30 protein-coding genes and 1 tRNA gene are annotated in these 22,548 nt (G+C 35.1%); 13 read left to right on the top strand and 18 right to left on the bottom strand.

Features of this window, described 5'->3' with window-relative positions:
- Position 1: 1 nt before the first annotated feature.
- The 5 genes from traJ to traN are packed head-to-tail and all read left to right on the top strand — an operon-like array spanning position 2 to position 4,139.
- Complete coding sequence (gene traJ / locus SCA31_RS04225) at positions 2-994, top strand: conjugative transposon protein TraJ (protein ID WP_410695589.1); 993 nt, start codon at positions 2-4, stop codon at positions 992-994.
- A 16-nt stretch (positions 995-1,010) separates the two neighbouring features.
- Complete coding sequence (traK, locus tag SCA31_RS04220) at positions 1,011-1,634, top strand: conjugative transposon protein TraK (RefSeq protein ID WP_072923271.1); 624 nt, start codon at positions 1,011-1,013, stop codon at positions 1,632-1,634.
- Between the two features lie 11 nt (positions 1,635-1,645).
- Positions 1,646-1,897: a hypothetical protein gene (locus SCA31_RS04215; protein WP_410695588.1), complete on the top strand. Its 252-nt coding sequence runs from the start codon at positions 1,646-1,648 to the stop codon at positions 1,895-1,897.
- 11 nt (positions 1,898-1,908) lie between these two features.
- Positions 1,909-3,228 (top strand): conjugative transposon protein TraM, encoded by a 1,320-nt coding sequence (gene traM / locus SCA31_RS04210; protein ID WP_410695587.1) that lies wholly within the window; start codon positions 1,909-1,911, stop codon positions 3,226-3,228.
- Positions 3,229-3,245: 17 nt separating this feature from the next.
- Positions 3,246-4,139, top strand: a complete 894-nt coding sequence (gene traN, locus SCA31_RS04205) for a conjugative transposon protein TraN (RefSeq protein WP_410695586.1) — start codon at positions 3,246-3,248, stop codon at positions 4,137-4,139.
- A gap of 234 nt (positions 4,140-4,373) precedes the next feature.
- Here the strand turns inward: traN and SCA31_RS04200 are convergent, their stop codons facing one another.
- Complete coding sequence (locus SCA31_RS04200; protein ID WP_410695585.1) at positions 4,374-4,817, bottom strand: JAB domain-containing protein; 444 nt, start codon at positions 4,815-4,817, stop codon at positions 4,374-4,376.
- Between the two features lie 454 nt (positions 4,818-5,271).
- Between SCA31_RS04200 and SCA31_RS04195 the strand changes: the two genes are divergently transcribed.
- Positions 5,272-5,541: a helix-turn-helix domain-containing protein gene (locus SCA31_RS04195; RefSeq protein WP_410695584.1), complete on the top strand. Its 270-nt coding sequence runs from the start codon at positions 5,272-5,274 to the stop codon at positions 5,539-5,541.
- A gap of 316 nt (positions 5,542-5,857) precedes the next feature.
- Here the strand turns inward: SCA31_RS04195 and SCA31_RS04190 are convergent, their stop codons facing one another.
- Both SCA31_RS04190 and SCA31_RS04185 read right to left on the bottom strand, forming a co-directional pair.
- Complete coding sequence (locus SCA31_RS04190; RefSeq protein WP_410695583.1) at positions 5,858-7,240, bottom strand: site-specific integrase; 1,383 nt, start codon at positions 7,238-7,240, stop codon at positions 5,858-5,860.
- 274 nt (positions 7,241-7,514) lie between these two features.
- A tRNA-Ser gene (locus tag SCA31_RS04185) sits at positions 7,515-7,599 on the bottom strand.
- Positions 7,600-7,918: 319 nt separating this feature from the next.
- Between SCA31_RS04185 and SCA31_RS04180 the strand changes: the two genes are divergently transcribed.
- Positions 7,919-8,773, top strand: a complete 855-nt coding sequence (locus SCA31_RS04180; protein WP_410695582.1) for a hypothetical protein — start codon at positions 7,919-7,921, stop codon at positions 8,771-8,773.
- A 67-nt stretch (positions 8,774-8,840) separates the two neighbouring features.
- Here the strand turns inward: SCA31_RS04180 and SCA31_RS04175 are convergent, their stop codons facing one another.
- The 4 genes from SCA31_RS04175 to holA form a co-directional block, all read right to left on the bottom strand.
- Positions 8,841-9,218 (bottom strand): VOC family protein, encoded by a 378-nt coding sequence (locus SCA31_RS04175; protein ID WP_410695581.1) that lies wholly within the window; start codon positions 9,216-9,218, stop codon positions 8,841-8,843.
- Positions 9,219-9,650: 432 nt separating this feature from the next.
- A complete protein-coding gene (gene trxB, locus SCA31_RS04170) occupies positions 9,651-10,592 on the bottom strand; it encodes a thioredoxin-disulfide reductase (RefSeq protein ID WP_410695580.1) in 942 nt (313 codons plus the stop codon).
- Between the two features lie 201 nt (positions 10,593-10,793).
- Positions 10,794-11,684 carry a hypothetical protein gene (locus SCA31_RS04165; protein ID WP_410695579.1) on the bottom strand — a complete coding sequence of 297 codons (891 nt, stop codon included), beginning with the start codon at positions 11,682-11,684 and terminating at the stop codon, positions 10,794-10,796.
- 85 nt (positions 11,685-11,769) lie between these two features.
- Positions 11,770-12,807, bottom strand: a complete 1,038-nt coding sequence (gene holA / locus SCA31_RS04160; protein WP_410695578.1) for a DNA polymerase III subunit delta — start codon at positions 12,805-12,807, stop codon at positions 11,770-11,772.
- Between the two features lie 7 nt (positions 12,808-12,814).
- Here holA and SCA31_RS04155 point away from each other — a divergent pair, with 7 nt between their 5' ends.
- The 5 genes from SCA31_RS04155 (at position 12,815) to SCA31_RS04135 (ending at position 15,544) form a co-directional block, all read left to right on the top strand.
- Complete coding sequence (locus SCA31_RS04155; RefSeq protein WP_089733520.1) at positions 12,815-13,246, top strand: type I restriction enzyme HsdR N-terminal domain-containing protein; 432 nt, start codon at positions 12,815-12,817, stop codon at positions 13,244-13,246.
- Positions 13,247-13,427: 181 nt separating this feature from the next.
- Positions 13,428-13,733 (top strand): hypothetical protein, encoded by a 306-nt coding sequence (locus SCA31_RS04150; RefSeq protein ID WP_410695577.1) that lies wholly within the window; start codon positions 13,428-13,430, stop codon positions 13,731-13,733.
- Positions 13,734-13,772: 39 nt separating this feature from the next.
- Positions 13,773-14,384: an HAD family hydrolase gene (locus tag SCA31_RS04145; RefSeq protein ID WP_410695576.1), complete on the top strand. Its 612-nt coding sequence runs from the start codon at positions 13,773-13,775 to the stop codon at positions 14,382-14,384.
- Between the two features lie 74 nt (positions 14,385-14,458).
- On the top strand, positions 14,459-14,794 hold the full coding sequence (locus SCA31_RS04140; protein WP_410695575.1) for a hypothetical protein: 336 nt from the start codon (positions 14,459-14,461) through the stop codon (positions 14,792-14,794).
- A 6-nt stretch (positions 14,795-14,800) separates the two neighbouring features.
- Positions 14,801-15,544, top strand: a complete 744-nt coding sequence (locus SCA31_RS04135) for a dienelactone hydrolase family protein (protein WP_410695574.1) — start codon at positions 14,801-14,803, stop codon at positions 15,542-15,544.
- A 95-nt stretch (positions 15,545-15,639) separates the two neighbouring features.
- On the opposite strand, the gene SCA31_RS04130 is transcribed toward SCA31_RS04135, so the two are convergent.
- From SCA31_RS04130 to SCA31_RS04080, 11 genes are all read right to left on the bottom strand, one after another.
- The gene (locus SCA31_RS04130; RefSeq protein WP_410695573.1) at positions 15,640-15,837 is read right to left on the bottom strand and encodes a hypothetical protein; all 198 of its coding nucleotides are present in this window, start codon (positions 15,835-15,837) and stop codon (positions 15,640-15,642) included.
- Positions 15,830-16,021, bottom strand: a complete 192-nt coding sequence (locus tag SCA31_RS04125; protein ID WP_410695572.1) for a hypothetical protein — start codon at positions 16,019-16,021, stop codon at positions 15,830-15,832. Before SCA31_RS04125 ends, SCA31_RS04130 begins: the two co-directional genes overlap by 8 nt.
- A gap of 193 nt (positions 16,022-16,214) precedes the next feature.
- Positions 16,215-16,439 carry a hypothetical protein gene (locus SCA31_RS04120; protein ID WP_410695571.1) on the bottom strand — a complete coding sequence of 75 codons (225 nt, stop codon included), beginning with the start codon at positions 16,437-16,439 and terminating at the stop codon, positions 16,215-16,217.
- 7 nt (positions 16,440-16,446) lie between these two features.
- Complete coding sequence (locus SCA31_RS04115; protein ID WP_410695570.1) at positions 16,447-16,818, bottom strand: cupin domain-containing protein; 372 nt, start codon at positions 16,816-16,818, stop codon at positions 16,447-16,449.
- A complete protein-coding gene (locus SCA31_RS04110; RefSeq protein ID WP_410695569.1) occupies positions 16,815-17,342 on the bottom strand; it encodes a GNAT family N-acetyltransferase in 528 nt (175 codons plus the stop codon). The genes SCA31_RS04115 and SCA31_RS04110 overlap by 4 nt, the downstream gene beginning before the upstream one ends.
- A 3-nt stretch (positions 17,343-17,345) precedes the next feature.
- On the bottom strand, positions 17,346-17,948 hold the full coding sequence (locus tag SCA31_RS04105; protein WP_410695568.1) for a DUF2911 domain-containing protein: 603 nt from the start codon (positions 17,946-17,948) through the stop codon (positions 17,346-17,348).
- A 29-nt stretch (positions 17,949-17,977) separates the two neighbouring features.
- Positions 17,978-19,021: a bifunctional transcriptional activator/DNA repair enzyme AdaA gene (locus SCA31_RS04100; protein WP_410695567.1), complete on the bottom strand. Its 1,044-nt coding sequence runs from the start codon at positions 19,019-19,021 to the stop codon at positions 17,978-17,980.
- A 2-nt stretch (positions 19,022-19,023) separates the two neighbouring features.
- A complete protein-coding gene (locus tag SCA31_RS04095) occupies positions 19,024-19,788 on the bottom strand; it encodes an isocitrate lyase/phosphoenolpyruvate mutase family protein (protein ID WP_410695566.1) in 765 nt (254 codons plus the stop codon).
- 89 nt (positions 19,789-19,877) lie between these two features.
- Entirely contained in the window at positions 19,878-20,390 is a 513-nt protein-coding gene (locus SCA31_RS04090) for a methylated-DNA--[protein]-cysteine S-methyltransferase (RefSeq protein WP_410695565.1), read from the bottom strand.
- A gap of 42 nt (positions 20,391-20,432) precedes the next feature.
- Positions 20,433-20,981 carry a DinB family protein gene (locus tag SCA31_RS04085; protein ID WP_410695564.1) on the bottom strand — a complete coding sequence of 183 codons (549 nt, stop codon included), beginning with the start codon at positions 20,979-20,981 and terminating at the stop codon, positions 20,433-20,435.
- A gap of 123 nt (positions 20,982-21,104) precedes the next feature.
- On the bottom strand, positions 21,105-21,623 hold the full coding sequence (locus tag SCA31_RS04080; RefSeq protein WP_410695563.1) for a Crp/Fnr family transcriptional regulator: 519 nt from the start codon (positions 21,621-21,623) through the stop codon (positions 21,105-21,107).
- 68 nt (positions 21,624-21,691) lie between these two features.
- Between SCA31_RS04080 and SCA31_RS04075 the strand changes: the two genes are divergently transcribed.
- Complete coding sequence (locus SCA31_RS04075) at positions 21,692-22,546, top strand: hypothetical protein (RefSeq protein WP_410695562.1); 855 nt, start codon at positions 21,692-21,694, stop codon at positions 22,544-22,546.
- Positions 22,547-22,548: the final 2 nt, after the last annotated feature.

The following is a 22,548-nucleotide window of genomic DNA, read 5'->3' as shown; positions in this document are numbered from 1 at the left end:
TATGGAATCTGGTAACCTACACGAGGTACTCCGTTCGGTGTATGAGGAGATGCTGCCTTTATGTGCTGATATGGCAGCAGTGGCAAAGGGTGTTGCGGGACTAGGAGCATTATTTTATGTTTCTCTTAAGGTATGGCAGGCACTAAGCCGCGCAGAACCCATTGACCTGTTTCCGATGTTACGGCCTTTTGCCGTAGGAATCTGCATTATGTTTTTTTCAACCATTGTACTCGGTAGTATCAATGGGGTTCTGAGTCCTGTTGTACAGGGAAGTCATTCTATGCTTGAAGGTCAGGTTTTGGATCTTAATGAACTGCAGAAAAAAAAGGATGTATTGGAAAGAGAGGCCATGCTCAGAAATCCAGAGATGGCTTACCTGATCTCTGATGAGGAATTTGACAAGAAACTGGAAGAGCTTGGTTGGTCTCCTTCAGATCTGGTTACGATGTCAGGAATGTATATGGAGCGGGAAATGTTTGCGATCAAAAAAGATATACGTGATGGCTTTCGTGAGTTTTTGGAGATTCTTTTTCAGGCAGCAGCACTCGTTATTGATACCATAAGAACATTCTTTCTCATTGTACTATCCATACTCGGACCTATAGCTTTCGCCATTTCTGTATGGGATGGTTTTCAAACGACACTCACCCAGTGGCTGACCCGATACATCAGCGTTTATCTTTGGCTTCCGGTTGCGGATATATTCAGTGCAATACTGGCGAAGATTCAGTCTCTTATTCTGGAAAGTGATATTGAAATGTTGTCTGATCCTGATTTCATCCCCGATACTTCCAACACGGTATATATCATTTATATGATTATTGGAATCATAGGATATTTTACCGTTCCAACGGTCACAGGCTGGGTTATTCAGGCAGGAGGAGCAGGAAACTTTACACGCAATGTCAATCAGACTGCTGAGAAATCCGGAAATATTGCAGGAGCGGCGGCAGGATCAGCAACAGGTAATATATCTGGTAAACTACTGAAATAATTAAAATCAAACCCTAATGGAATTTAAAACCTTAAGAAATATTGAAAACAGTTTTAAGCAGATCAGGTTATTCACTTTTGTTTTTGCCCTGTTATGCTTTGGTGTTGTAGGACTGGTTGTCTATCAATCCTATGACTTCGCTGAAGAGCAAAGAAAAAAGATCTATGTTTTGGATAATGGAAAATCTCTCATGGTAGCATTATCCCAGGATATGTCGATCAACCGTCCTGTAGAAGCAAGGGAGCATGTCAGACGTTTTCACGAACTGCTTTTCACTATTGCTCCTGATAAAAATGCAATTGAAAGCAATGTCAAAAGAGCTTTTAATATGGCTGATCAGTCAGCATTTGATTACTACAAAGACCTTTCTGAAAAAGGATATTATAACAGAATTATTTCCGGAAATATTCAGCAAAGAATTGAAGTGGATAGTGTGGTTGCCAGTTTCAGCAACTACCCTTATGGGGTGAAGACCTTCGCCAGGCAGTTCATTATACGGTCAAGTAATCTAACCATAAGAAGTCTGGTGACCAACTGCTCACTGGTTAACTCAGTAAGATCTGACAGCAATCCCCAGGGATTTACCATAGAAAAATTTAATGTCGTTGAGAACAAGGATATTGAAACTGTTGACCGATAAAACCGAGTATCATGAAAAAGATAAGAAAAACCATAGATAGTTATATCGATCAGGCAGAGCAAAAGTGGAAAGCCCTGCCTGATAATAGACAGCGTATGTTTATAAAGATCTTTTTTGCTACCTATCTGCTGTTAAGTGTTTTTGCATTTCTACAGATCAGATCAAAACCAGCAAATACTCAAAAGATTATTCCAGGAACATATATTAAAGGCGTTCCTTCAGTGCCTGATCGTAAGAAAAATCCTGGACTCAATTCGCATTAAAAAACATTACAATGAAAGATTCAGTCAAGAGTAAAATAAGAATTACACAAGGATCTTCTGGATCCCCAAGTAAAGAAGAATTTCAAGATATCAGAAAGTGGCAACGGGAAAAATTTAAAAAACCTCTCATCTTTTTTTTAATGGCAATTGCTTGTGCCGGCTGTTTATACCTGATCTTTAAACCGAATAAAGATCAGGTCATTGCTGAGAATGCAGGATTTAATGCGGTCGTTCCCCAGGCAGCTGATGATCAACTTCAGTCTGATAAACAGAAAGCTTATGAACAACATTTGTTTGACCAGAAAAATGAAGAAAAAAAGAAAGCCTTTGCCACCCTATCTGATTATTGGAATGATTCAAATTCGTCGAATAATTTGAATGATAAAGTATTCAATCTCAATTCAACTACCCCTTCTAAAGATATTGGTGCAGCAAATCAGAATGCTATCAACAGCTATCAAAACACACAGCAGGCACTTAGTTCCTTTTATAGCCGGGATCAGCATGAAGTTGATAATCTGAGGCGGGAAATTAGTAGTCTAAAGAACGAGGCATCTCAAAAAGAATTGCAGCCCAAGGGTGTTGGAATCAATGATCAGCTTGAACTGATGGAAAAATCATATCAGATGGCTGCAAAATATCTTCCGATGCCAGCACAACAGGAAAAAGTTGGAGTGAAAGAAACCTCCGAAGAAGTCTCGGGTCATCACAAAGGAGATATTACATCAGTAAGGCAAGTTAGAGGCAGCATTGTTTCCAGTTTATATCGTGAACCTTCTGACAGTTTATTTTTAGAAAGACTTCATCAGAACAGATTTACAGGAATTCAAAATGAAAAGTCAATCAATTTTGAAAATAGGAATAGTATCCGCGCGGTAATTCATGAAACAAAATTGATGACTGCTGAAAGCACGCTCTCTTTAAGACTGCTGGAACCCATAATCATTGGGAAAGTTAAAATTCCCCCGGGAACACTTTTAAAAGCTATGGGCAAATTTCAGGGTGGAAGATTACAACTGAAAATATCTGTCATAGAATATAATGGATTTATCCAACCTGTTGAAATCAACGTTCATGATAATGACGGACAGTTGGGACTGTATATTACCTACTCCCCTGAACAAAATGCAATAACTGATATCGTAGGTAATATGGGTCAGAATTCGGGAACAAATATCATGATGACCCAATCTGCAGGACAGCAGGTCGCCGCTGACCTTACCCGGGGAGTCATTCAAGGGATATCGGGCTATTTTCAGAAAAAAGTAAAATTACCAAAAGTTATCATCAAAGCAGGACATCAGGTCTTTTTAGTTTCAAAGAATAATTAATCAATAATAAAAAAACAATGATATTTATACTAAATAAATGGCTGTTATCAGCGCTGATTATTTTATCAGCATATAAAATAAGTGCTCAGGAAACAACAGGTCTTAATTCCCTCAATCAGGCGAGATTAGAACCTTACAAAATGGAAATCACATACAATAAAACGACCCATCTCTTATTTCCTTCTCCGATCCGCTATGTGGATTTAGGAAGTAATGATCTAATTGCCAGCAAAGCGGATGAAATTGGAAATGTCCTTAGAATAAAATCTTCAGTAAAAGATTTTGATGAAGAAACAAACTTTTCGGTGATTACTCAGGATGGAAAATTCTACACCTTTGATGTTTTATACAGTTCTTATCCCGAGACACTTAATTATGACCTTTTGAAGCTACAAAGGACTACTGAAAAGGGATATTCTACCGACGTGCTGTTTGAAGAACTCGCAGGAGGCTCATCGTCGCTTACCGAAGACATGATGAGAATACTGTATAAAAATACTAAGCGTCCTACTAAACATATCAGCACAAAAAGTTTTGGGATTCAGTTTTTATTAAATTCTCTGTATGTAGATGACGGAAAATTTTATTTTATCATTCAGGTAAAAAACACAAGTAATATCAATTATAATGTTGATTTTATCAATTTCAAAATAGCTGATAAAAAAAGACTGAAACGCACAGTTGTTCAGGATAAAGTTCTAACACCACTGCGTTCATATGAACCAATTACTGTTGTCAATCATCAGAGTGAAATAAAGGCTATTTATCTTTTGGATCAATTTACCTTGCTGGATGGTCAGGTATTGGAAATTGAAATATTCGAAAGAAATGGTGGCCGTCATCAGAAAATCAGGATTAAAAATAAAGATCTGATTAATGCTAAAATTGCTGAGGATGTCCATTTAAAATGAAGTAAAACACGTTTATAACAACATCAATAAGTGTCTATAACACAGGATTAATCAAGAAAAACCTATCAATACTATTTGATTATTGAAGCCCAATACCAAAAAATCTTTTTTTATTTTACAACGAAAAGACCCTTCTGATCAAAGAGATGGACTGGTCTTTTCGTCCGAGAATTTCACAAAGGAACGGCAATTTTTAATCGCCGTTCTCTTTGTATTATTTATATGTAAAAACAACTACAACATCCCTTCATCTGCAAATGAAAGATATTCGGCAGAGGTTAGAATACAATGATCTAGCAACTGTATATTGAGAAAGTTTGAAGCTTCTTTTATTCTCTGAGTCATTTTTACATCATCAGTTGACGGTTTTAAGTTTCCTGAAGGATGATTATGCGCAATAATAATGCATGATGCATTACATAAAAGAGCAGCCTGCATAATAATTCTAACATCTACAATAGTTGAGGAAATTCCGGATTCAGAAATTTTCTTTATTCCTAAAACTTTATTCGCCTGACTTAGATAGAGCGTGTAAAATGATTCTCTATAATCAATTTCATCACTATCAAAATGTTCTCTGAAAACATCAACAGCATCTCTTGAGTCAGTTATTAATCTTTCACAGTTCCCTTCTCTGGAATAACTTAATTTAATTTCATTAACTACATTAAATCTCATCTTTTTTGCTCTGAGTACGGCAGAGACTGATATTTCCCGCACTTAATTAATGTCTTTATTCTTCCACCTTTTCTCCTTCCTTTATTAAAACCGTCATAAGGCTTCTGTAGATGTTTTTCAAAAGAAAAACCGGAAAAAAGAAAGCAGATAATCTAAGCGGACAATGCGAAAAGCCAAAAGGAAACGGAATAATTGGAGGGTACCTTTAGGGTGGAGACCGTTTATGCTGTAGTCTTTTGGATGGAAATAGAAGATGGCTGGCCGCTATACCTTAGCTGCCTTTTTACCGGTTGATGATGAAAAATTTTCTAAAAAAATAATATTAGACTCTAATTCTCAAGATATTTTACAATACAATTTTGATACTAAAACAAAGAAAATAAAAGCCTTACTATTCCAAACTCTGACAGTATAAATATTCAATAATGTAATCTCTCAAATTCACAATAAAAAAATGGAACAAATAACAAAAGATCACTTAAGACAACTAAGATTAGAAATAGTATGTGACTTACAAAAAATCTTAAATAAGAAAGGTATTGATAAGCAGGAATTTGATATTGATTGGCTACGTAGCAAAGCTATAAGGCGAATAATGAATATATCTCCTGCTAGTCTTCAGAATTTACGGATAACGGGGAAAATACGTTTTCGTAAAGTAATGGGCTCCTATTATTACAGCAGAACCGATTTACTTAAATTATTCGAAGATGGAAGTAAATAATGCAGCCTATTGGTTAAATTTCATACAAATGGCATCAAATGATTCCAGACTAAATGTATGGCATATAGCTCTTCTTCTTGCGTTAGTACAGCTTGCCTATTTACAAAATGAATGCAACATTATAAGGGTAAGCAGAAGCAGGTTGATGTCGCTTTCGCATATCAATACCCTTCCTACCTATCACAAATATTTTAAACAAATCCAGGAGTTTGGTTATATAAAATACACCCCGAATTATCACCCTGGATATCGTAGTACCGTTGAATTTTTATTGCCTTGAAGGCTCTATTTTTTCTGATGGGATGTTAAAATATTTTTAATTAAAATCAGTCTTGAATTTAATTAATCTTTCTTCAAATTGCGCAAATTTCTCATTAAAACGGTTATGCTCTCCTAATTGATGACTTCGTTTTAAATTTGCCAAATCATTTTCAAATTGTTCCAACAATGACGAAAATCTATTATTACTTTCCTCCTTAAGTTGTCCAGACAATCTATTCCTGAGCTGAAGCATTTCCCTACTAATTGTCTCCTGCTCTGTAATAGCGTAATCCTCGGTCTGTGATATTGAGTGGTGCCCTAACATTTCTTTGACAACATGAATAGGTACACCATTGTTTAGTGTGATGGTGCTTGCAAATGTACGTCTTGCTTTATGTGTATTGAGCGTACTGTAAACTTTGCTCAGCACAGCAATTTCTTTGAGATATTCATTCATTTTCTGATTGGATTTTACAGGAAGTACCAACCCTCGATCGACACAAACGGGGTGATTTTCATATTTTTCGATGATCTCTATAGCCTTTGGAAGCAATGGAATATCGGTATTCGATTTTGTCTTCTGCCTGTTACTCATAATCCAAAGTTCTCCATCAATTCCCCGCTTTATGTCAGTCTTTTTTAACTGTTTAACATCAACATATGCCAGCCCCGTATAGCACTGGAAAACAAAGATGTCTCTTACCGTGCTTAGACGTTCACTATCAAATTGCTTTGTTTCTAGCAAATAAAGTTCTGCCCGGGTTAAAGGCTCTTTTAAAATTTTGATCTTTTTACCCTTAAATAATAGGAACGGATCCTTTGGAATAATTTCTTTAGCAATGGCACGTAGAACAATCTTTTTGAAATTCGCTATATATTTTAAAGTTGTATTAGTTCCACATTTCCTTACGGTTTTTAGGTACATTTCATACTCTTTGATAAATTCATAATTAAGTTCTCGAAACTCAAGGTCCTCTTTTTGATATTTAAAAAGAATAAATTCCTGTACATGTGCCCGAGCGGTCACAAAACGCGTATGAGTACCAATAGCATATTCGTTAGGCACTAAGGCAAACACTTCATCATTATGCTTCTGAAACTCTTCTAGTACTTTAGATTTTGACGGATTATTACCTTTCACAAATTCAATAATGCGCAGTGCCGTAATTGTCTTTCCTTCATTGATCAATTCAGTTCTATAGTTACTGACATTATTCACCAATGAATCCAGAAAAAAGTTAAGACTTCTAGCATCCTCTCTTGTCCCTACAGCCCTTTCCGTATTCTGATCCCATCTTTTAATATCCCATTTCCTTTTGGTGGAAGTCTCTTTAGGTATTCCATCAACAGTAACTCTCAAATAAACGTACCTGATCATATCAGATTTTCTTTTTGGGGTCTTCAGAAAGAAGGTTAACCCATAACTGTTTTCCAGCATAATTCAACAATTTTTAAATATTAGTAAATGTCGAATTAAAGTGTCTTTGAGTCAAGTCGTTAACGTTATTTACCCGTTGGTCTACAGGCTTTTACGTCAATTTCTGTGGCAATTATTTTGGAATTTTAAAAGTGCCACGAAGTTGCCACATTGTTTTTGAGTGTTTTTAAAAATTATGGCTATTTAGGCCAAAAACAAAAAACCTGCAATTAATTAAAATTGCAGGTTTTAATAGCTTTTTAAGCATTTTTTGAGTTTTACTCTTGCTTTTCAGCGGAGAGAGAGGGATTCGAACCCCCGGACCTGTTACAGTCAATAGTTTTCAAGACTATCGCAATCGACCACTCTGCCATCTCTCCCTAAACTCCGGCTATACCGTTGTTTTCAGTGGTGCAAATATAGAACGATTTTTAATTTCTGCAAAACTTTTATAGAACAAATTTTAACGAAAATTAATAATAGACTAGAAATCAAGGGAATTATTTTTCATTAATTCTGAATTCGAAAGATATTAAGTAAATCAAATCTGCCGTCTATAAAGAGTTTCTCGATAAAAAACAACTTCCCCCTTTCCTGCACTCCATACATATTGATTTACCAACAGGTTCAAATGAATATATTATATTTGTAGAGTTCATCATTCATGGACATAACTAAAAACAATAACTATATTTTCAGATGTTTAATCAATTATTCATTAAAAGATCGGTTCTTACCGCATCCGTATTTCTATATTCTTCTGTTGCATTGGCGCAAAAAAGTCCCTTAAACATATTGCCATCCGGACACCTGATTGTACAGGCCGAAGTGGAAGGTAAAAAAGGAAATTTCATTTTTGATACAGGTGGAGGTGTTAATCTTTTTCTGGAAAACTTTTCTAAGAACCTGGATCAAAAAGATTCCTATAATTTTTTAACCTCTTTTCGGGCTACCGGTGAGGAAATTACAGTTCCCATGTTTAAATCAAAAGAAATTATTTTTAACGGGAAAAAATTTAAAGATACCTGGTATGCTATCCACAACATGGAAATAAAGGGAATAGACGGGTTAATTTCTTTGGCAATGCTTTATGATACGGAATTCATTATAGATTATACCAACAAGGAAATTGTTTTTCCAAAAGATAAGTTGAGCGGAAATAAAGTATTGGATATACAACTGTCTACGAATGCAGATAAGTCATTGGACATTTCAACTTATGTTCTCGTGAACAATACATTTAAAATCAATGTTCTTTTAGATTCCGGAGCAGGTAATGATTCTTTCTGGCTGAGTGAGCGTCTTATGAGTACTTTGGGTATAAAAAAAGAAGATCTACAGCTTATCGAAAAGAAAAGTGAATTTAATCCGACAATAACCAATAAATTCTACAAAGGAAATATAGCTTCTGTTTCTAATTCGTTTACAAAAGTTGAAAAACCAAATGTTTTTTTTGTTGAAGGATTGATTTATGAGGGCAAAACAAGTATTAACTGGCTTGGTAAAAAAATAGGATTTAATCTTAAAGAAAAGAAAATATATATTTTGGATTAATTATTGATCCAAAGATCAAAAAACTGCTTCTGAAAAGAAGCCGTTTTTATTTGGTTTACGTTGAACACTACTCTTCTGCCGGCTCGAATAATTCAATTTTATTTCCCTCAGGATCCATGATGTGAACAAATTTCCCGTATTCATAGGTAGCAATTTCATCCAGAATTGTAACGCCCTCCTTTTTTAATTCTTCCACCAATGCTTCGATATTCTCTACATGATAATTAATCATAAAGTCTTTAGTTGATGGCTCAAAATATTGGGTAGACTCTTTAAAAGGGCTCCATAATGTATATCCTTTTTTATTGGAATCTACTTCTTTCCAATCAAATTTGGCTCCATACGGACTGGTTTCTACTCCAAGGTGGGTTTTATACCATTCATTTACGGTTTCAGGTTCTTTACACTTAAAGAAAATTCCCCCAATAGCGGTTACTCTTTTCATTTTTTATTCGTTTTTGTTCAGTTTATATAAAATGGAATGCAAATCTACTTCAATTTGAAGTTTCACAAATATATCAATGTTTCCATAACACATTTCACGAATTCAATAAAAAAAATTACACTTACATCATATCTATAGTTGGAAATTCACAAGGGAGCAATTGGCTTTAAAAACATATTTCTTTAAAGCGTAATGATTGTATCTACAATAAAATTGAACATTTTGTATTGTTAGAATCTCTCGCAGATTTTGGAGATTAAGTAGATGGTTATGGAAAATCCGCGTCATCTGCCATATCTGCGAGAAAATTAATTACACATCGTTGGCTAAAAATCTTTGATTTTCTTACGTCTTTGCGAGTCTCCAATAAAAAATAGCTAAAAAAGAAAAGCGCACCCATTGGGCACGCTTTATATCGTTTAAAACTGAGTATTAGTGTAATTCAGCCAAGTATTTTTCTGCATCCATCGCAGCCATACATCCGCTTCCTGCAGCTGTAATAGCCTGTCTGTAGATATGGTCCTGAACATCCCCTGCAGCAAATACTCCTGGAAGATTAGTTCTTGTGGAACCTTTTTCAGTTAAGATATATCCGTTTTCATCAAGATCTACCTGACCTACGAAAATATCCGTGTTTGGTTTGTGGCCGATTGCAATAAAGATCCCTTCTACATCTACTGTAGATTTCTCCTGAGTTTGGTTATTGATGATCACGGCTCTTTCTACTAAACTATTTTCTCCTTCAATCCCGATCAATTCGTGATGGAATTTCACTTCGATATTCGGTGTGCTTTCTACTCTGTGAATCATTGCTTTTGAAGCTCTGAAAACATCTTTTCTCACCAACAATGTTACCTTTCTGCATAATTTAGCCAAATAAGTAGCTTCTTCAGCTGCTGTATCTCCTGCTCCTACTACCACAACGTCTTTCCCTCTGTAGAAAAATCCATCACATGTAGCACAAGCAGAAACACCACCTCCTGCATATTTTTTCTCATCCTCAAGACCTAGATATTTTGCTGTAGCTCCCGTAGAAATAATTACTGATTTAGCAAGGATCTCTTTGTTTCCTGCATAAAGTTTGTGAACTCCGCCAACTTCCTTAGAAAATTCAGCTTTAGTGATCATTTCATAATGAACCTTGGTTTCAAATCTTTCTGCTTGTTTTTGCAGATCCATCATCATTTCAGGACCTGTAATCCCCGCCGGATACCCTGGAAAGTTATCAACCTCAGTAGTTGTAGTTAATTGCCCACCTGGCTCCAAACCTGTATATAATTCAGGTTTCAAGTCTGCTCTTGCTGCATAGATGGCAGCTGTGAAACCAGAGGGTCCGGATCCAACGATCACACAATCTAAAATGTTTTGCTCCATAATCTATTTGTTCAAAAAGATTTAATTAAATTAAGACTGCTAATTTCGTAATTTTTACTGTCTTTTTAAAGTTATTTTAATGATAGTTGTCAATATGAGATATGCAGATTGTCAATGAATAGATAACATGCAGACTCTGTGCCCAGTAAGACTTTTGGTTTAGAAATCACAATTAGGATTCACTTCCTCATACTTTAAATTTCAATCCAGCATCCATTTCACCAATTCATCCTGTTCCACAATATTCCATGAATGAGGATGTTGTTTTCCGTTGGCTCTTATACCACGGTTTTTTGTTTCAATATATTCTGATTTTTGATTTCCAAGATTTCCAAGTGATTCATTGACTTTTTTAAGCATAAAGGCATTAAGATCTTCAAATTTTCTGCCTTTGTTATTTTGTTGCCACTCAATATCGGGTTCACAATAGAATCGGGTTTTTACAGCTTTTAGGTATTGAATATTCTCAATAGAATTACCAGAGATCAAATAGGGGGAAGCTATTTTATATTTTTCAGGGTTTTCATTAGGTTTTCCCAATTTTTTTTCAAAAAGCTCAGTTAGGAATTTCCCTTCTTCTACCGCATCTGGATCAGCATTGGCAATGATATCTTTCCCTGCATTGCGATACAATTGTTCCAAATCAACAGGAGAATCTACTACCAAAAGTCCTTTGGGCTGAATGGCATTATGCTTTTTAATTAAATAGGCCGAAAGCAATAAAGCAACGTTTCCACCACTGGAAAAACCACCTATAAAGATGTTTTCTTTTTTAATTTTCTTCTGATCCAAAATCGTATTGAGAGACTTTGCATATTCCTCTTTTTCCGATTCGGTTAAAAACAGTCTTTGGTTATCATTTAAAAGTAAAGTAGTAATGCCTTTATTTTCAATATTTTTGAGAAATCCGGCTTCCGTTTGGGTGTGTTCAGTATCACAGGGAAAGCATGGAAATAGAATAAGTACAGCTTTTTGATCAGATGATTGTTTTAATTTATAGTGATTGTTTTTTACCGATTCTGCCGCTATATTTCTGGTTGTGCAGCTTACTAAAAATACGGATAAAGCAATCAGAAAAATATTTTTTTTCATTAATATATAGTTAAATAAAAAAACACACAACTCTATTTCCTCTCCAAGAAGCTTCGGTTTATCAACCTCATCTCAGCACGCTTACTTAAACTTTCATCTTAATTTTATCTACATTGATAATCTTATACACCAGTTCCTTAATCAGTTCTGCTTCTCCCATATTTACCGCTCCAAGGCCTTTCCCTTTCATATCAAATTCTCTTAGAATGGAAATCACTCTTGTCGCATGCTTTAAAGGATAAAGTCTTGCGCTTTCTGCATAATCCTTAATGAAATAAGGGTTCACTCCCATTTGAGAGGCAATGGTCTGTGGCGACTGCCCTGCCATCGTCTGATAAATAATAACGTTTGAAAAATAATTGTAAAGACTTGCCAGCATCATTACAAAAGGATTGTTCTTTGGATTCTTACCCATAAAATGAGCAATTTTAAAGGCTGCATTGGCATTTTTTGTTCCCAAAGCCTTTTGAAGCTCAAAAATATTGTACTCCTTACTGATTCCGATATGGTTTTCAATAATAGTTCCGTCCAGAACTTCCCCTTCTCTCAGGATGATCTTCAGTTTATTCAGTTCATTGGCAATTCTTGAAAGGTCATTTCCAAGATATTCTGCCAAAAGATGAGAAATATTGGGTGCCGTTTTTATTTTAAGTTTCACACACTCATCTGCAATCCATTTGGGAAGATTACTTTCCTTTACAGATTCACTTAGGAAAAGAACTTTGGCTTTATCCAGAGCTTTGGCTGCTTTTTTTCTGCTGTCTAGTTTTTTATGCTTGTGGGCAAAAACCAAGACCGTGGAAGGTACAGGGTTTTCAACATAGGATTCCAGAATTCTGTTTTCATCTTCGTTCAATTTCAGATCCTGGGCTTCTTTTACAATGATTACCTGCTTATCACCCATCATCGGAAACTGCCTCGCCAGGGAAAGAACTTCCTGATAAGAGGTATCTTTTCCGTAAGTAACGGTCTGATTAAAGGCCTTTTCATCCTCTTCCAAAAAGTTGTGTTCAAGGGCTTTTACAGCAACATCAATAAAGTAGGCTTCTTCTCCATGGAAAAAATAAATAGGTAAAACTTCTTTATTTTTAATATTTTTGAGGATTAAATCTAATTCTTTCATCTTATTAATGGAACTTCCAAAACTGAATTTTCAGGAAACTTTTGATTTTAAATTCAAGAAAGACAAAGATAAGTTTTTTATTTATGATTTGGTTCGTAAAACTTATCTGCTGCTCACTCCTGAAGAATGGGTAAGGCAGCACTGGATACATTACTATCTTACTGTAAAATCCTACTCTACATCGGCATTAATCACCGAAAAAAAGATTGTTCTAAATGGTTTGACCAAGAGAATAGACCTTTTGGTTACTGAAAAAACAGAGCCTGTTATCCTGATTGAATGCAAGGCTCCTCAAATCAAATTAACGGAAAAAACATTTGAACAAACGGCCCGATACAATTCCATTATCGGAGCTAAAGAAATTGTTTTAACAAATGGTTTACAGCACATTCATGCCTATTATGAAAACGAGCAGTATGTGTTTTATAAACCTGAATAACATTTCAAACCTGAACATCTAACAGATATTAGATTACAAAATTTCTGTTTCCATCATGTTAAACTTTTCTAAACTTATCGGTTCCAAACTGCTTAAATAAAAAACTTTCTTGATTTTTGTATTGCAAAATTAAATTCTTCTGACATTGAACAAGATAATATTACAAAAGTATGGCTTAGTCATGCAAAAAACATCAGAAAAATTTTGTGGAATTGTTTCCGGAGATCCAATTGCCAATTACATCACAGGATTTAGACATCCTGATGATATTGAAGATTTTATAGCTGATTTAGATTTAACCACTTCAGGTAATTTTCATAAAATCAACGATCCGGATTATGGAAGCAATGCTTTGGGAAGTTATTGGTTTGCAAGGATCACTCCTATCCATTTTGAGTTATGGCAGGAAGGTCATCCAAAAAAAATAATTCCATTAGAAGACTGGAAAGCAATATTGTTGTCCTGGAAAGAATGTATAAAAGGATAATCAAAATATAAATAACAACTGAACAACATTTTATTAATTATGAAAATTAAAAACATAATATTCGATTTCGGCGGGGTTCTGATGGACTGGAATCCCAGATATTTCTTTAAAGACTATTTCAAGGATGATGAAAAAATGGAATATTTCCTTGAAAATATTGCACAGGACGAATGGAACATTGAACAAGACAGAGGAAGAACTTTAGCGGAGGGAACAGAGATTCAGGTGAAAAAATTTCCTGAGTGGGAAAAGGAAATTCGTGCGTATTATGATAACTGGACCACCATGTTGAAGAGCGATATCCCTCAAAATGTTGAAGTTTTACGCAAGTTAGAGAATACGGATTATCATTTATTCGGATTGACGAACTGGTCTGCAGAAACGTTCCCCTATGCATTAGAAAATTATGATTTCTTCCAGATTTTCGATGGGAAAATTGTGGTTTCCGGAACTGAAAAGCTTATTAAGCCTGATCCTAAAATATGGTATGTATTGCTGGAAAGATACAACATTCAGGCAGGTGAATCTGTTTTTATTGATGATAATCCTAAGAATATTGAAATGGCGCAATCTCTGGGCTTTGAAACCATTCAGATTACGCCTGACACTAATCTTGAGCTGGCACTTGCCAGGCTAGGTATTACACTGTAAAATATTCTATATCTAAAATATAAAGTCCTCAATTAAGTTATTTTCGTAATTTAGTTGAGGATATTTTTATTGATATGAAGATTATTTTACTTTTACTACTATTGGTAACTGCTAATTTTAAGGCTCAAAATAGTAAAGATAAAGAGTCTTTAAAAAAGTGTTGTGAAACATATGGTAAGAAAATTTGTTCTTCTGATGAAGATCATGATGGAGTTCCTTTTTATATTGATCGCTGTCCAAAGGAATCAGGTACAAGACAAAACAACGGTTGCCCAATACTAGGATTAAAACCTATTGATACAACAAGAACAGCTGACTTAGACGGTGTTCATATAGTTGGAAAGCCCAACCCCATGGGAGGCTGTGGCCAGATCATCAACGCAGAATTGCTTAACTCTATTACAAAATAAAAAAATATGATACGTTCAATTTTATTAACCACATTCCTCATGGCTTCAGGAACAATATTCGGTCAAAATCTTAAAACGGTTTCCTATAAAGATGGCTCACAAAATCTGAATGGTTTAATTACGTCCAATGCAGGAAAAAAACTACCGGGTGTTCTTATTTTACCGGCATGGAAAGGTATTGACCAGGAAGCAAAAACCGCTGCTCTGGAACTTGAAAAACAAGGATATATCGCTTTTATCGCTGATATTTATGGCGAGGGTAAAATTCCTGCTGATAATGAAAGCGCCGCTAAAAGTTCAGGATACTATAAACAGAATTACGCGGAATATCAAAAAAGGATTTCTCTTGCCCTGGAGCAATTGAAGAACAATGGTGCTATTTCTGACAAAACAGCGGTCATTGGATATTGTTTTGGGGGAACAGGTGCTTTAGAATCTGCGAGAGGTAATTTGCCTGTGGCGGGAGTAGTTTCTATTCACGGAAGTCTGGGAAGAGATCAAAGCAGAAAAAATGAAAAATTAAATGCTAAGATTTTGATTGAAAATCCTGCTGAGGATAAAAGTGTAACGCCTGAGGATTATAATAACCTCATCAAGGAAATGAATGACGGAAATGCTGATTGGCAGATCATTACCTATGCTCATTCCAAGCATACTTTTACAGATCCCAAATCACCGGATTATAATGAGATAATGGCTAAAAGAGCATGGAAGCATACGCTTCTGTTTTTGAAAGAAATACTGAAGTAAATTTAATATAACAATGTATCAGTTTAACAATGTACCAATGTTTTGGTGTAACCCATTCATTGGTACATTTCTATATTGGCAAATACTCAATTTTACTACTGTTTTGCTTCTAGTTCAACTTCATATTTTTTAGAAGAATATTTTGTCAGAGAACCTGTTGCAGCATCAATTCCCACCCCTATTGCTCCTCCAAAAAGAATGTTCAATAATGTTACCGGATTAAATTTCTTGTCCAGCTTAACTTCTTCACTGTTAAATCCTTCTTTTTGAAATGTAATGGTTTGTTTACTCAATGACCTTTGGGATCTTTGTAGTGCAGGGTGTTACACATTTTTCAATACCTTTATGAAATACGGTAGCTCCTGCAGGATTGGAGGTAAAGGTAATTGGGTCTTGTGTTCCGGTAAACATGGTAGCACAAGAAGTTGTAGAAAGCGCGATGCCTAACAATAGTACAATTGATAATTTGTTCTTCATATATTTTATTAAAAAGCTAAATATGCCAAGTAATTTTCGGCGCGCGAACTTACAAAATAATTAATGACAATGGGCATTAACAGGTAAAAATATCTTTATCTAAAATATAACTGACTGATATTTAAAATATTTTTTTGATACTAATGAATTCAGTCTTAAAACAAAAAACTATCTCACTTTTGAGATAGTTCTTTTATTGTCCTATTGTATTGCAGTTAGAGCACCACCAGTATTCTTTGAAAAAATCTTTTAGCTTGGTTTTTGTTTTATTTCCACAACGATTACAAATACATTCATCGTTTTCATTTTCTAAAGCATGGTAGCTGCAAGAATTACATTCCCAATGGGTTAAAGATTCATCATCTATATACCACGTAAAAGAATCTTCCTTGCATTCAGGGCAAATTTGTGTAGCCATGCATGTGTTAATCCACACGCTCTTCTTCCCTGTTCACCAGTTCCATAGAAAAGGCTGGAAGACAAATGGCAAGATATTCACATGGTTCTGAAAACGGATTACTGTAACGGATTCTTGCTCCTTTTTCAATAAGGATGCTGCTCCCTTTTTCCAGTATTACCATCTCTCCATCTATTTCAAACTGTTTTTTTCCTGAAATAATATAAGTAAATTCATCAAATTCAGGAGTCTGATGTGGCTCACTCCAATCCGGCGGAGCCACCATATGAGCAATAGAAACATTAGAATTTCCGGTGGAGTTTCCCCAATGCTCTTCAATTACTTTTCCGTCTGTAGTAGGAACGACGAATGGAGATTGCTGGATTTTATATTTTTTCATTTCCAGTCTTCTTTTTTAATTTCGTATACAAAATTAGTTCTTGTGGGCTCTGCAAAATAAGCTACTTCCTCTTCTGCTATTTTCACTCCTCCAAGTCTTTCCAATGCTGTCTGCGAACGGAAATTTTCTTTTCCAATATGAAAATGAACTTTGTTTACAAACTGAAAAATATAATCCAACATCAGCTTTTTAACTTTTGGATTAATTCCTTTCCCCCATGATTTGGTTCCATAGAATGTATACCCAATGAAAATATGACTGTCATTTTCATCAAAGTTATAATAACGGCTACTTCCTAGAACATCTCCGGTTGCTTTTTCAATGATTTTAAAAGCTCCCCCACTTTCGATGGCTCCTCTAAAAAAGTTTTCAAAAACTTCTCTCTGATAACGATCTTTGTTAGGGTGCTGTTCCCATACTTTAGGATCGGATGCTACTTCATATAAAGATTCAAAATCCCCTTGCTGTAAGGGGATTAATTGAAATTCTTCATTCTCTAAAACGGACTGAACAGAAAAATTCATTATTTAGCTCTTTTTAGTAGAATCGGATTCTATTTTCTTGATTTCTTTCAATTTATCCGAAATCTTGATAACAGTGTCTAATTTTGATGGCTTCAAAGGAACTTCTGCCTGAGCCATATCCCATTTGATCACTAAGTTTCCTGTGTTTTCGTCCATAGGATTCAGGGTAATTTCAAACCACTCCTGTTTGTCGGTTAGTTTATTAACCGGTACGGTAACATCTACTACGTCCTGTTTAGGATCGTAAGTATAAGCTCCCCACTGTTGGAAATCCTTGTTCAAGATTACTTTCCATTCTTTTTCTGTAGGAATGATGAATAATCCGTATGTTCCTGCAGGAACTGTTTTCCCACCGAAATTAATGGCTTGCCCGAATGTAATTTTCGTAGACGAGTTAGCTCCGGCTCTCCAAACCTGACCATAAGGAACCAATTCTCCGAAGATCTTACGTCCTTTCACTCCCGGTCTTCCATAGTCGATAGAGATTTTAGACATTGAAAACTGCTGCTCAACTTTCTGACGCGGACTTGCTGCCGGTACAGAATAATCCTGAGCAAAACTGAATGCTGAAACTGAAATGCAAACTGCTGCTAATAACTTTCTCACGTGTAAATTTTTGTTTAAAATTACAAAAATCAAAACAAAATAGCTTTCTCTAACTCTAATAATTTTTGTTTTCTCCAGATTCCGCCACCATACCCCGTTAACTGCCCGTTGCTTCCAATGACTCTATGACAGGGAATCAAAATGGATATTTTATTTAGACCGTTAGCATTCGCTACTGCCCGAATGGATTTAGGAGCTCCTAAAATATCCGACTGTTCCTGATAGCTTCTTGTTGTCCCATAAGGAATTTTCTGTAAAATATCCCAGACTTGTTTCTGAAAAGTAGTTCCTACAGGAGAAAGAGGAACTGTAAACTGAGTTAGCTTTCCCTCAAAATATTCTGAGAGTTCTTTTTCCAAGGTTATAAAATGAGAATTTTCTCCCTGTACAATATTAGCATTAAAGTGTTTTGAAATATTTTTAAGCTCTGTAGGAAGCGCTTTCCTGTCGGAAAACTCCAGAAGACAAATTCCATATTCATCGGCACAGGCAACCATTGTCCCCAATATTGTTTCGATTCTTTTCAGATCAATGATTTTTTCCATTTTGTTATTTCGGGGAGAGACTCCAAAAACATTTTTAAAACTTTCATTAAACCCGCTAAGGCTTTCATAGCCTGTATCAAATGCTACTTCTGTAACAAGTTCACCTTGCTGGAGCTTTTTAAATGCAATATTCAGTTTAGACATTCTCTGAAAGGCATGAAATGTCACTCCATGATGTTTCAGAAACCATCTTCGCACTGTTGACGGTTCTAGTCCTCTTTTCACCAGATCATAATCTTTTAGTTTCAAAGAGGGATCCTCAGAAATTTCCTGCAATAACTCTTTAATATACAAAGGGGTTACATTCAGGGTTTCCAAAGGTTTACAAACCTTACATGGACGGTATCCTTTCAACATAGCATCTTTTGTATTGGAAAAAAATTCCACATTCTTGAATTTCGGTTTTCGGGCAGTACAAGTTGGACGACAGAAGATTCCGGTAGTCTTTACCCCCATCCAGAATATTCCTTCAAAGGAAGAATCTTTTTGAAAGGAAGCTTCGTACATTATTTTTTCTGTAAGTTCCATGATCAAATGAAAAGAGCCTTAAAGCTTTTATTGTTTATAATTGTTTCGCTGATTGTTTCCAGTTCATGATAAGTATGTCTGTTTAAAAAGGCTCCTGAGGTAATTCTTTTTACACCAATTGCTTTCAATGTTTCAAAATCCGGAAGATCCTGCAAACACATTACATTAACCGGAAGTGATGTAGCACTCACAACTGATTTGATATCACTTTCATAAGTCATACAAGGAACAAATATTCCGTCAACATGAAGTTTTTCAAACAACTCAATTCTCTCCAAGGTTTCTTCCAATGCATTTTCCATTTCTAGTAAAAAAGGATCTGTTCTTACATTGATAAAGACTTCACATCTTCTTTCCTTTAATAGGATCAGAATTTCTTTTAGCTTGTCAAAAAATATATCTCTGTTTAAAAGCTGTCTCACTCCATCGCAAACATAGGAATCTTCAAGGTTTATCCCTACAACCCCTATTTCAAGTAATTTTATAATATGAGAAACTATGATTTCATTTGTACTTCCATATCCTCCTTCCAAATCCGCAGACAAAGGTATGGAAACGGATTCCTTGATTCTTTTAATGATATAAAAATACTCTTCGAAACTCATTTGTTCTCCGTCTTCGTACCCTAAACTCATTGCTACTGCTGAGCTTGAAGTTGCCAAAGCTTTGTAGCCCGATTTTTCATATGCTTTTGCACTTTGCACGTTCCATACGTTGCCTAATAATAGCGGCTCGTCTTCTTGATGTAAACTTTTGAAACTGATCATTTTATTTTTTTATTCAAAAGTAGACATCTTGTTCAGGTGTATGCAACCGAAAAATGAACAAGTATTTTTGAAAAACAAATGAGGAATGATTAAAATAAGATCGCTTTCTCCAGCTCCAATAGTTTTTGTTTTCTCCAGATTCCGCCTGCATAGCCCACCAATTCACCATTTGACCCAATCACACGATGACACGGAATTAAAATAGCAATCTTATTAATCCCATTGGCGGTTCCTACAGCGCGTATTGCTTTAGGATTTCCCAGAAATTCTGATTGTTGTTTATAGGTTCTGGTCTCCCCCATAGGAATTTCACGAAGAAGCTGCCATACCTTTTCCTGAAATTCTGTTCCTGTAGTAAATAACGGGACTTCAAAATGCTCTCTCTTTCCTTCAAAATATTCTGTCAATTCTTCTTCCAACTGCTTAAAATGAAGATGTTCTTTTTCTAAAATTTTAGCGTTCAATGCCTTTGATAAAGATTTGAATTGTTTCTCCATATTCTTCCGATCTGTAAATTCCAGAAGGCAAATGCCCTGATCCATGGCACAAGCTATCATCTCCCCCAGTGGAGTTTGTATCGTTTTTTGGTATATGATTTCCATTAATATAAAATTAGTATTTTTTGGAACTCATATTCCCTGCTTTTAAATATTCTTCAAAATTCTTTCTACCTGAGCCATATGCCTCGCATTATGATAAATAACAAAACGAAAAGTATCACCCAATTTTAAGGTTATCAACTTAGAAATACTGATTGCTGTTTTTATTTTTTCCAGATCAATGTGCTGAGATTTTTCTAATAGTTCCAGTAAAAGTTGCTGCTGTTGAATAAATTTATTCAAAACATCCTTATTCAATTGACTATGGATAGGATTCATTGCTTTTAGAGTCTTCATCTTGTTCAGTTTTTTCTTGGGAAGCATACTTTTGGCAAAATAATTTCCTAAAAACCCTGGTTTGAAAATGGCTTGGGGAGAAGTTGCAGAAGAAGATATTTTATGACTGATTTCCGGAATGTAAAAGTCTCCATAGCGGTTAAGGTGTTCCAGGCATTCCAATACACTCCAGCTGTCTGTAGAGATTCTAAAGTTTAATTCATTTTCCGACTTTAGCAAGAGTGTTTGAGTATATTTTAAGTGATTTCCTGTTCTATCTTTTAGCTCTTCTAATAATTGCGAGGTTGAAATTTTCATCTGTTTATTTTTACATTTTTAAAGGGTAGATGGAACAGCACGTCTGATTATTACGGTATACCGTTCCAGTATCACTTTTTATGCAAATTTCAGGATAAGTTGATTCTTAAATATTGATTGAACTCAAGATTTTTTGAGCCTTGACAAGGTTTCCGGTGACATCCTGAGATAATTGGCAATATATTTATTGGGTACTTCCTGAAACAGCTTTGGGCTTCGCTTTAATACTCTTTCATAGCGTTCTTTTGGTGAATTGATCAGAAGGTCTTTCTCTCTTTCAAGCTGTTGTAATACCAGGTCTTCTAAAGTGTGCATCCAGAATTTCATATGCTCTTCATGAGATTGAATAAATTCATAGAAATCCTTTTTTGAAGCCACTTTTACTGTCGTTTTCTTTATTGCCTGAATATAAAGATCCGATGGTTTTCCTGAAAGAAAAGAATCCAGGGAAACAATTATATTTCCGGTATATCCAAAACGGATGATTCTTTCTTCATTTTCATCTGTCATGAAGATCCTTACACTTCCTTTTTCTATAAAATAAATAGAAGTATCTGTACTTCCTGAAATCTTCAGAAATTCATTTCGCCTGAATTCCTTAGATTCCCAATGAATGCCACTTTGAAGTAATTTTTCAATCATTTCAGTTTATTATTTGGTGTTCCAAAGATAATGGGTAATTTTAATGGTTTAAACACTCATCACGAATAATGCTCAAAAAGATAAGTCTTTTACTTCTGCTTTCCATAGGATTTTCCAATGTTAAAGCTCAAAAAACCATCCCTTTCCGGATGACAAAATATAATAATATTATTGTAAAAGCTCTTGTTAACAAAAAAGATTCTTTGAATCTTATGTTTCAGATTGCCATGAAAGATGCTTCTATTTCTCCTGAACGAAAGCAAAAAGCAGATCATATTATTTTCAATAAGGAGAAAATAAGTGATCATAATACGATTAATATTGGAACTCTAGGCTGGAAAGATATCCGTTTTACAGATAATGAATTAACCGGCCATGAAGCAGATGGAAAGATTGGAACAGGGCTTTTTGAAGGAAAGATTTTCAAGATTGATTATGATAACAACCAGTTTGTTATTTATGATAAGATCCCTGATCTTACAGGATTTCAACCTATTAAAATTCTCCTGAATGAACAGGCTTTTTATATTTCAGGGGATAATATCATTGACGGAGATCAACAACAGGAAGCTTATTTTTTACTCCAATCCGGATATTCTGGAGGAGTTTTATACAGTAATGAATTTGCCGAAATACATCAATTAAATGATAAACTAAAGATTTCCGGAGAAAAAACACTAAAAAATTCAAGTGCAGAAAAGCTGGTAATCAAACAGGCAACTCTTCCTTTTTTTAAGCTTGGTAATTTTGTTTTTAAAGATGCATCGGTAGGATTTTTTGCCGGAGAGTTGAAAACACAAAGCACCAGTTATTTTGGAGCTGATATGCTCCGCCGATTTATCTGGATCTTTGATGCAGATAAAGAAATTGCCTATATTAAACCAAGTAAATACTATTCGGAACCCTATTATAAGATAAATTAAAA

The organism is Chryseobacterium sp. SIMBA_028 (assembly GCF_046535285.1).
GTDB lineage: Bacteria > Bacteroidota > Bacteroidia > Flavobacteriales > Weeksellaceae > Chryseobacterium.
The sequence above is the reverse complement of the archived record's forward strand: the minus strand, read 5'-3'. Positions and strand labels throughout refer to the sequence as shown.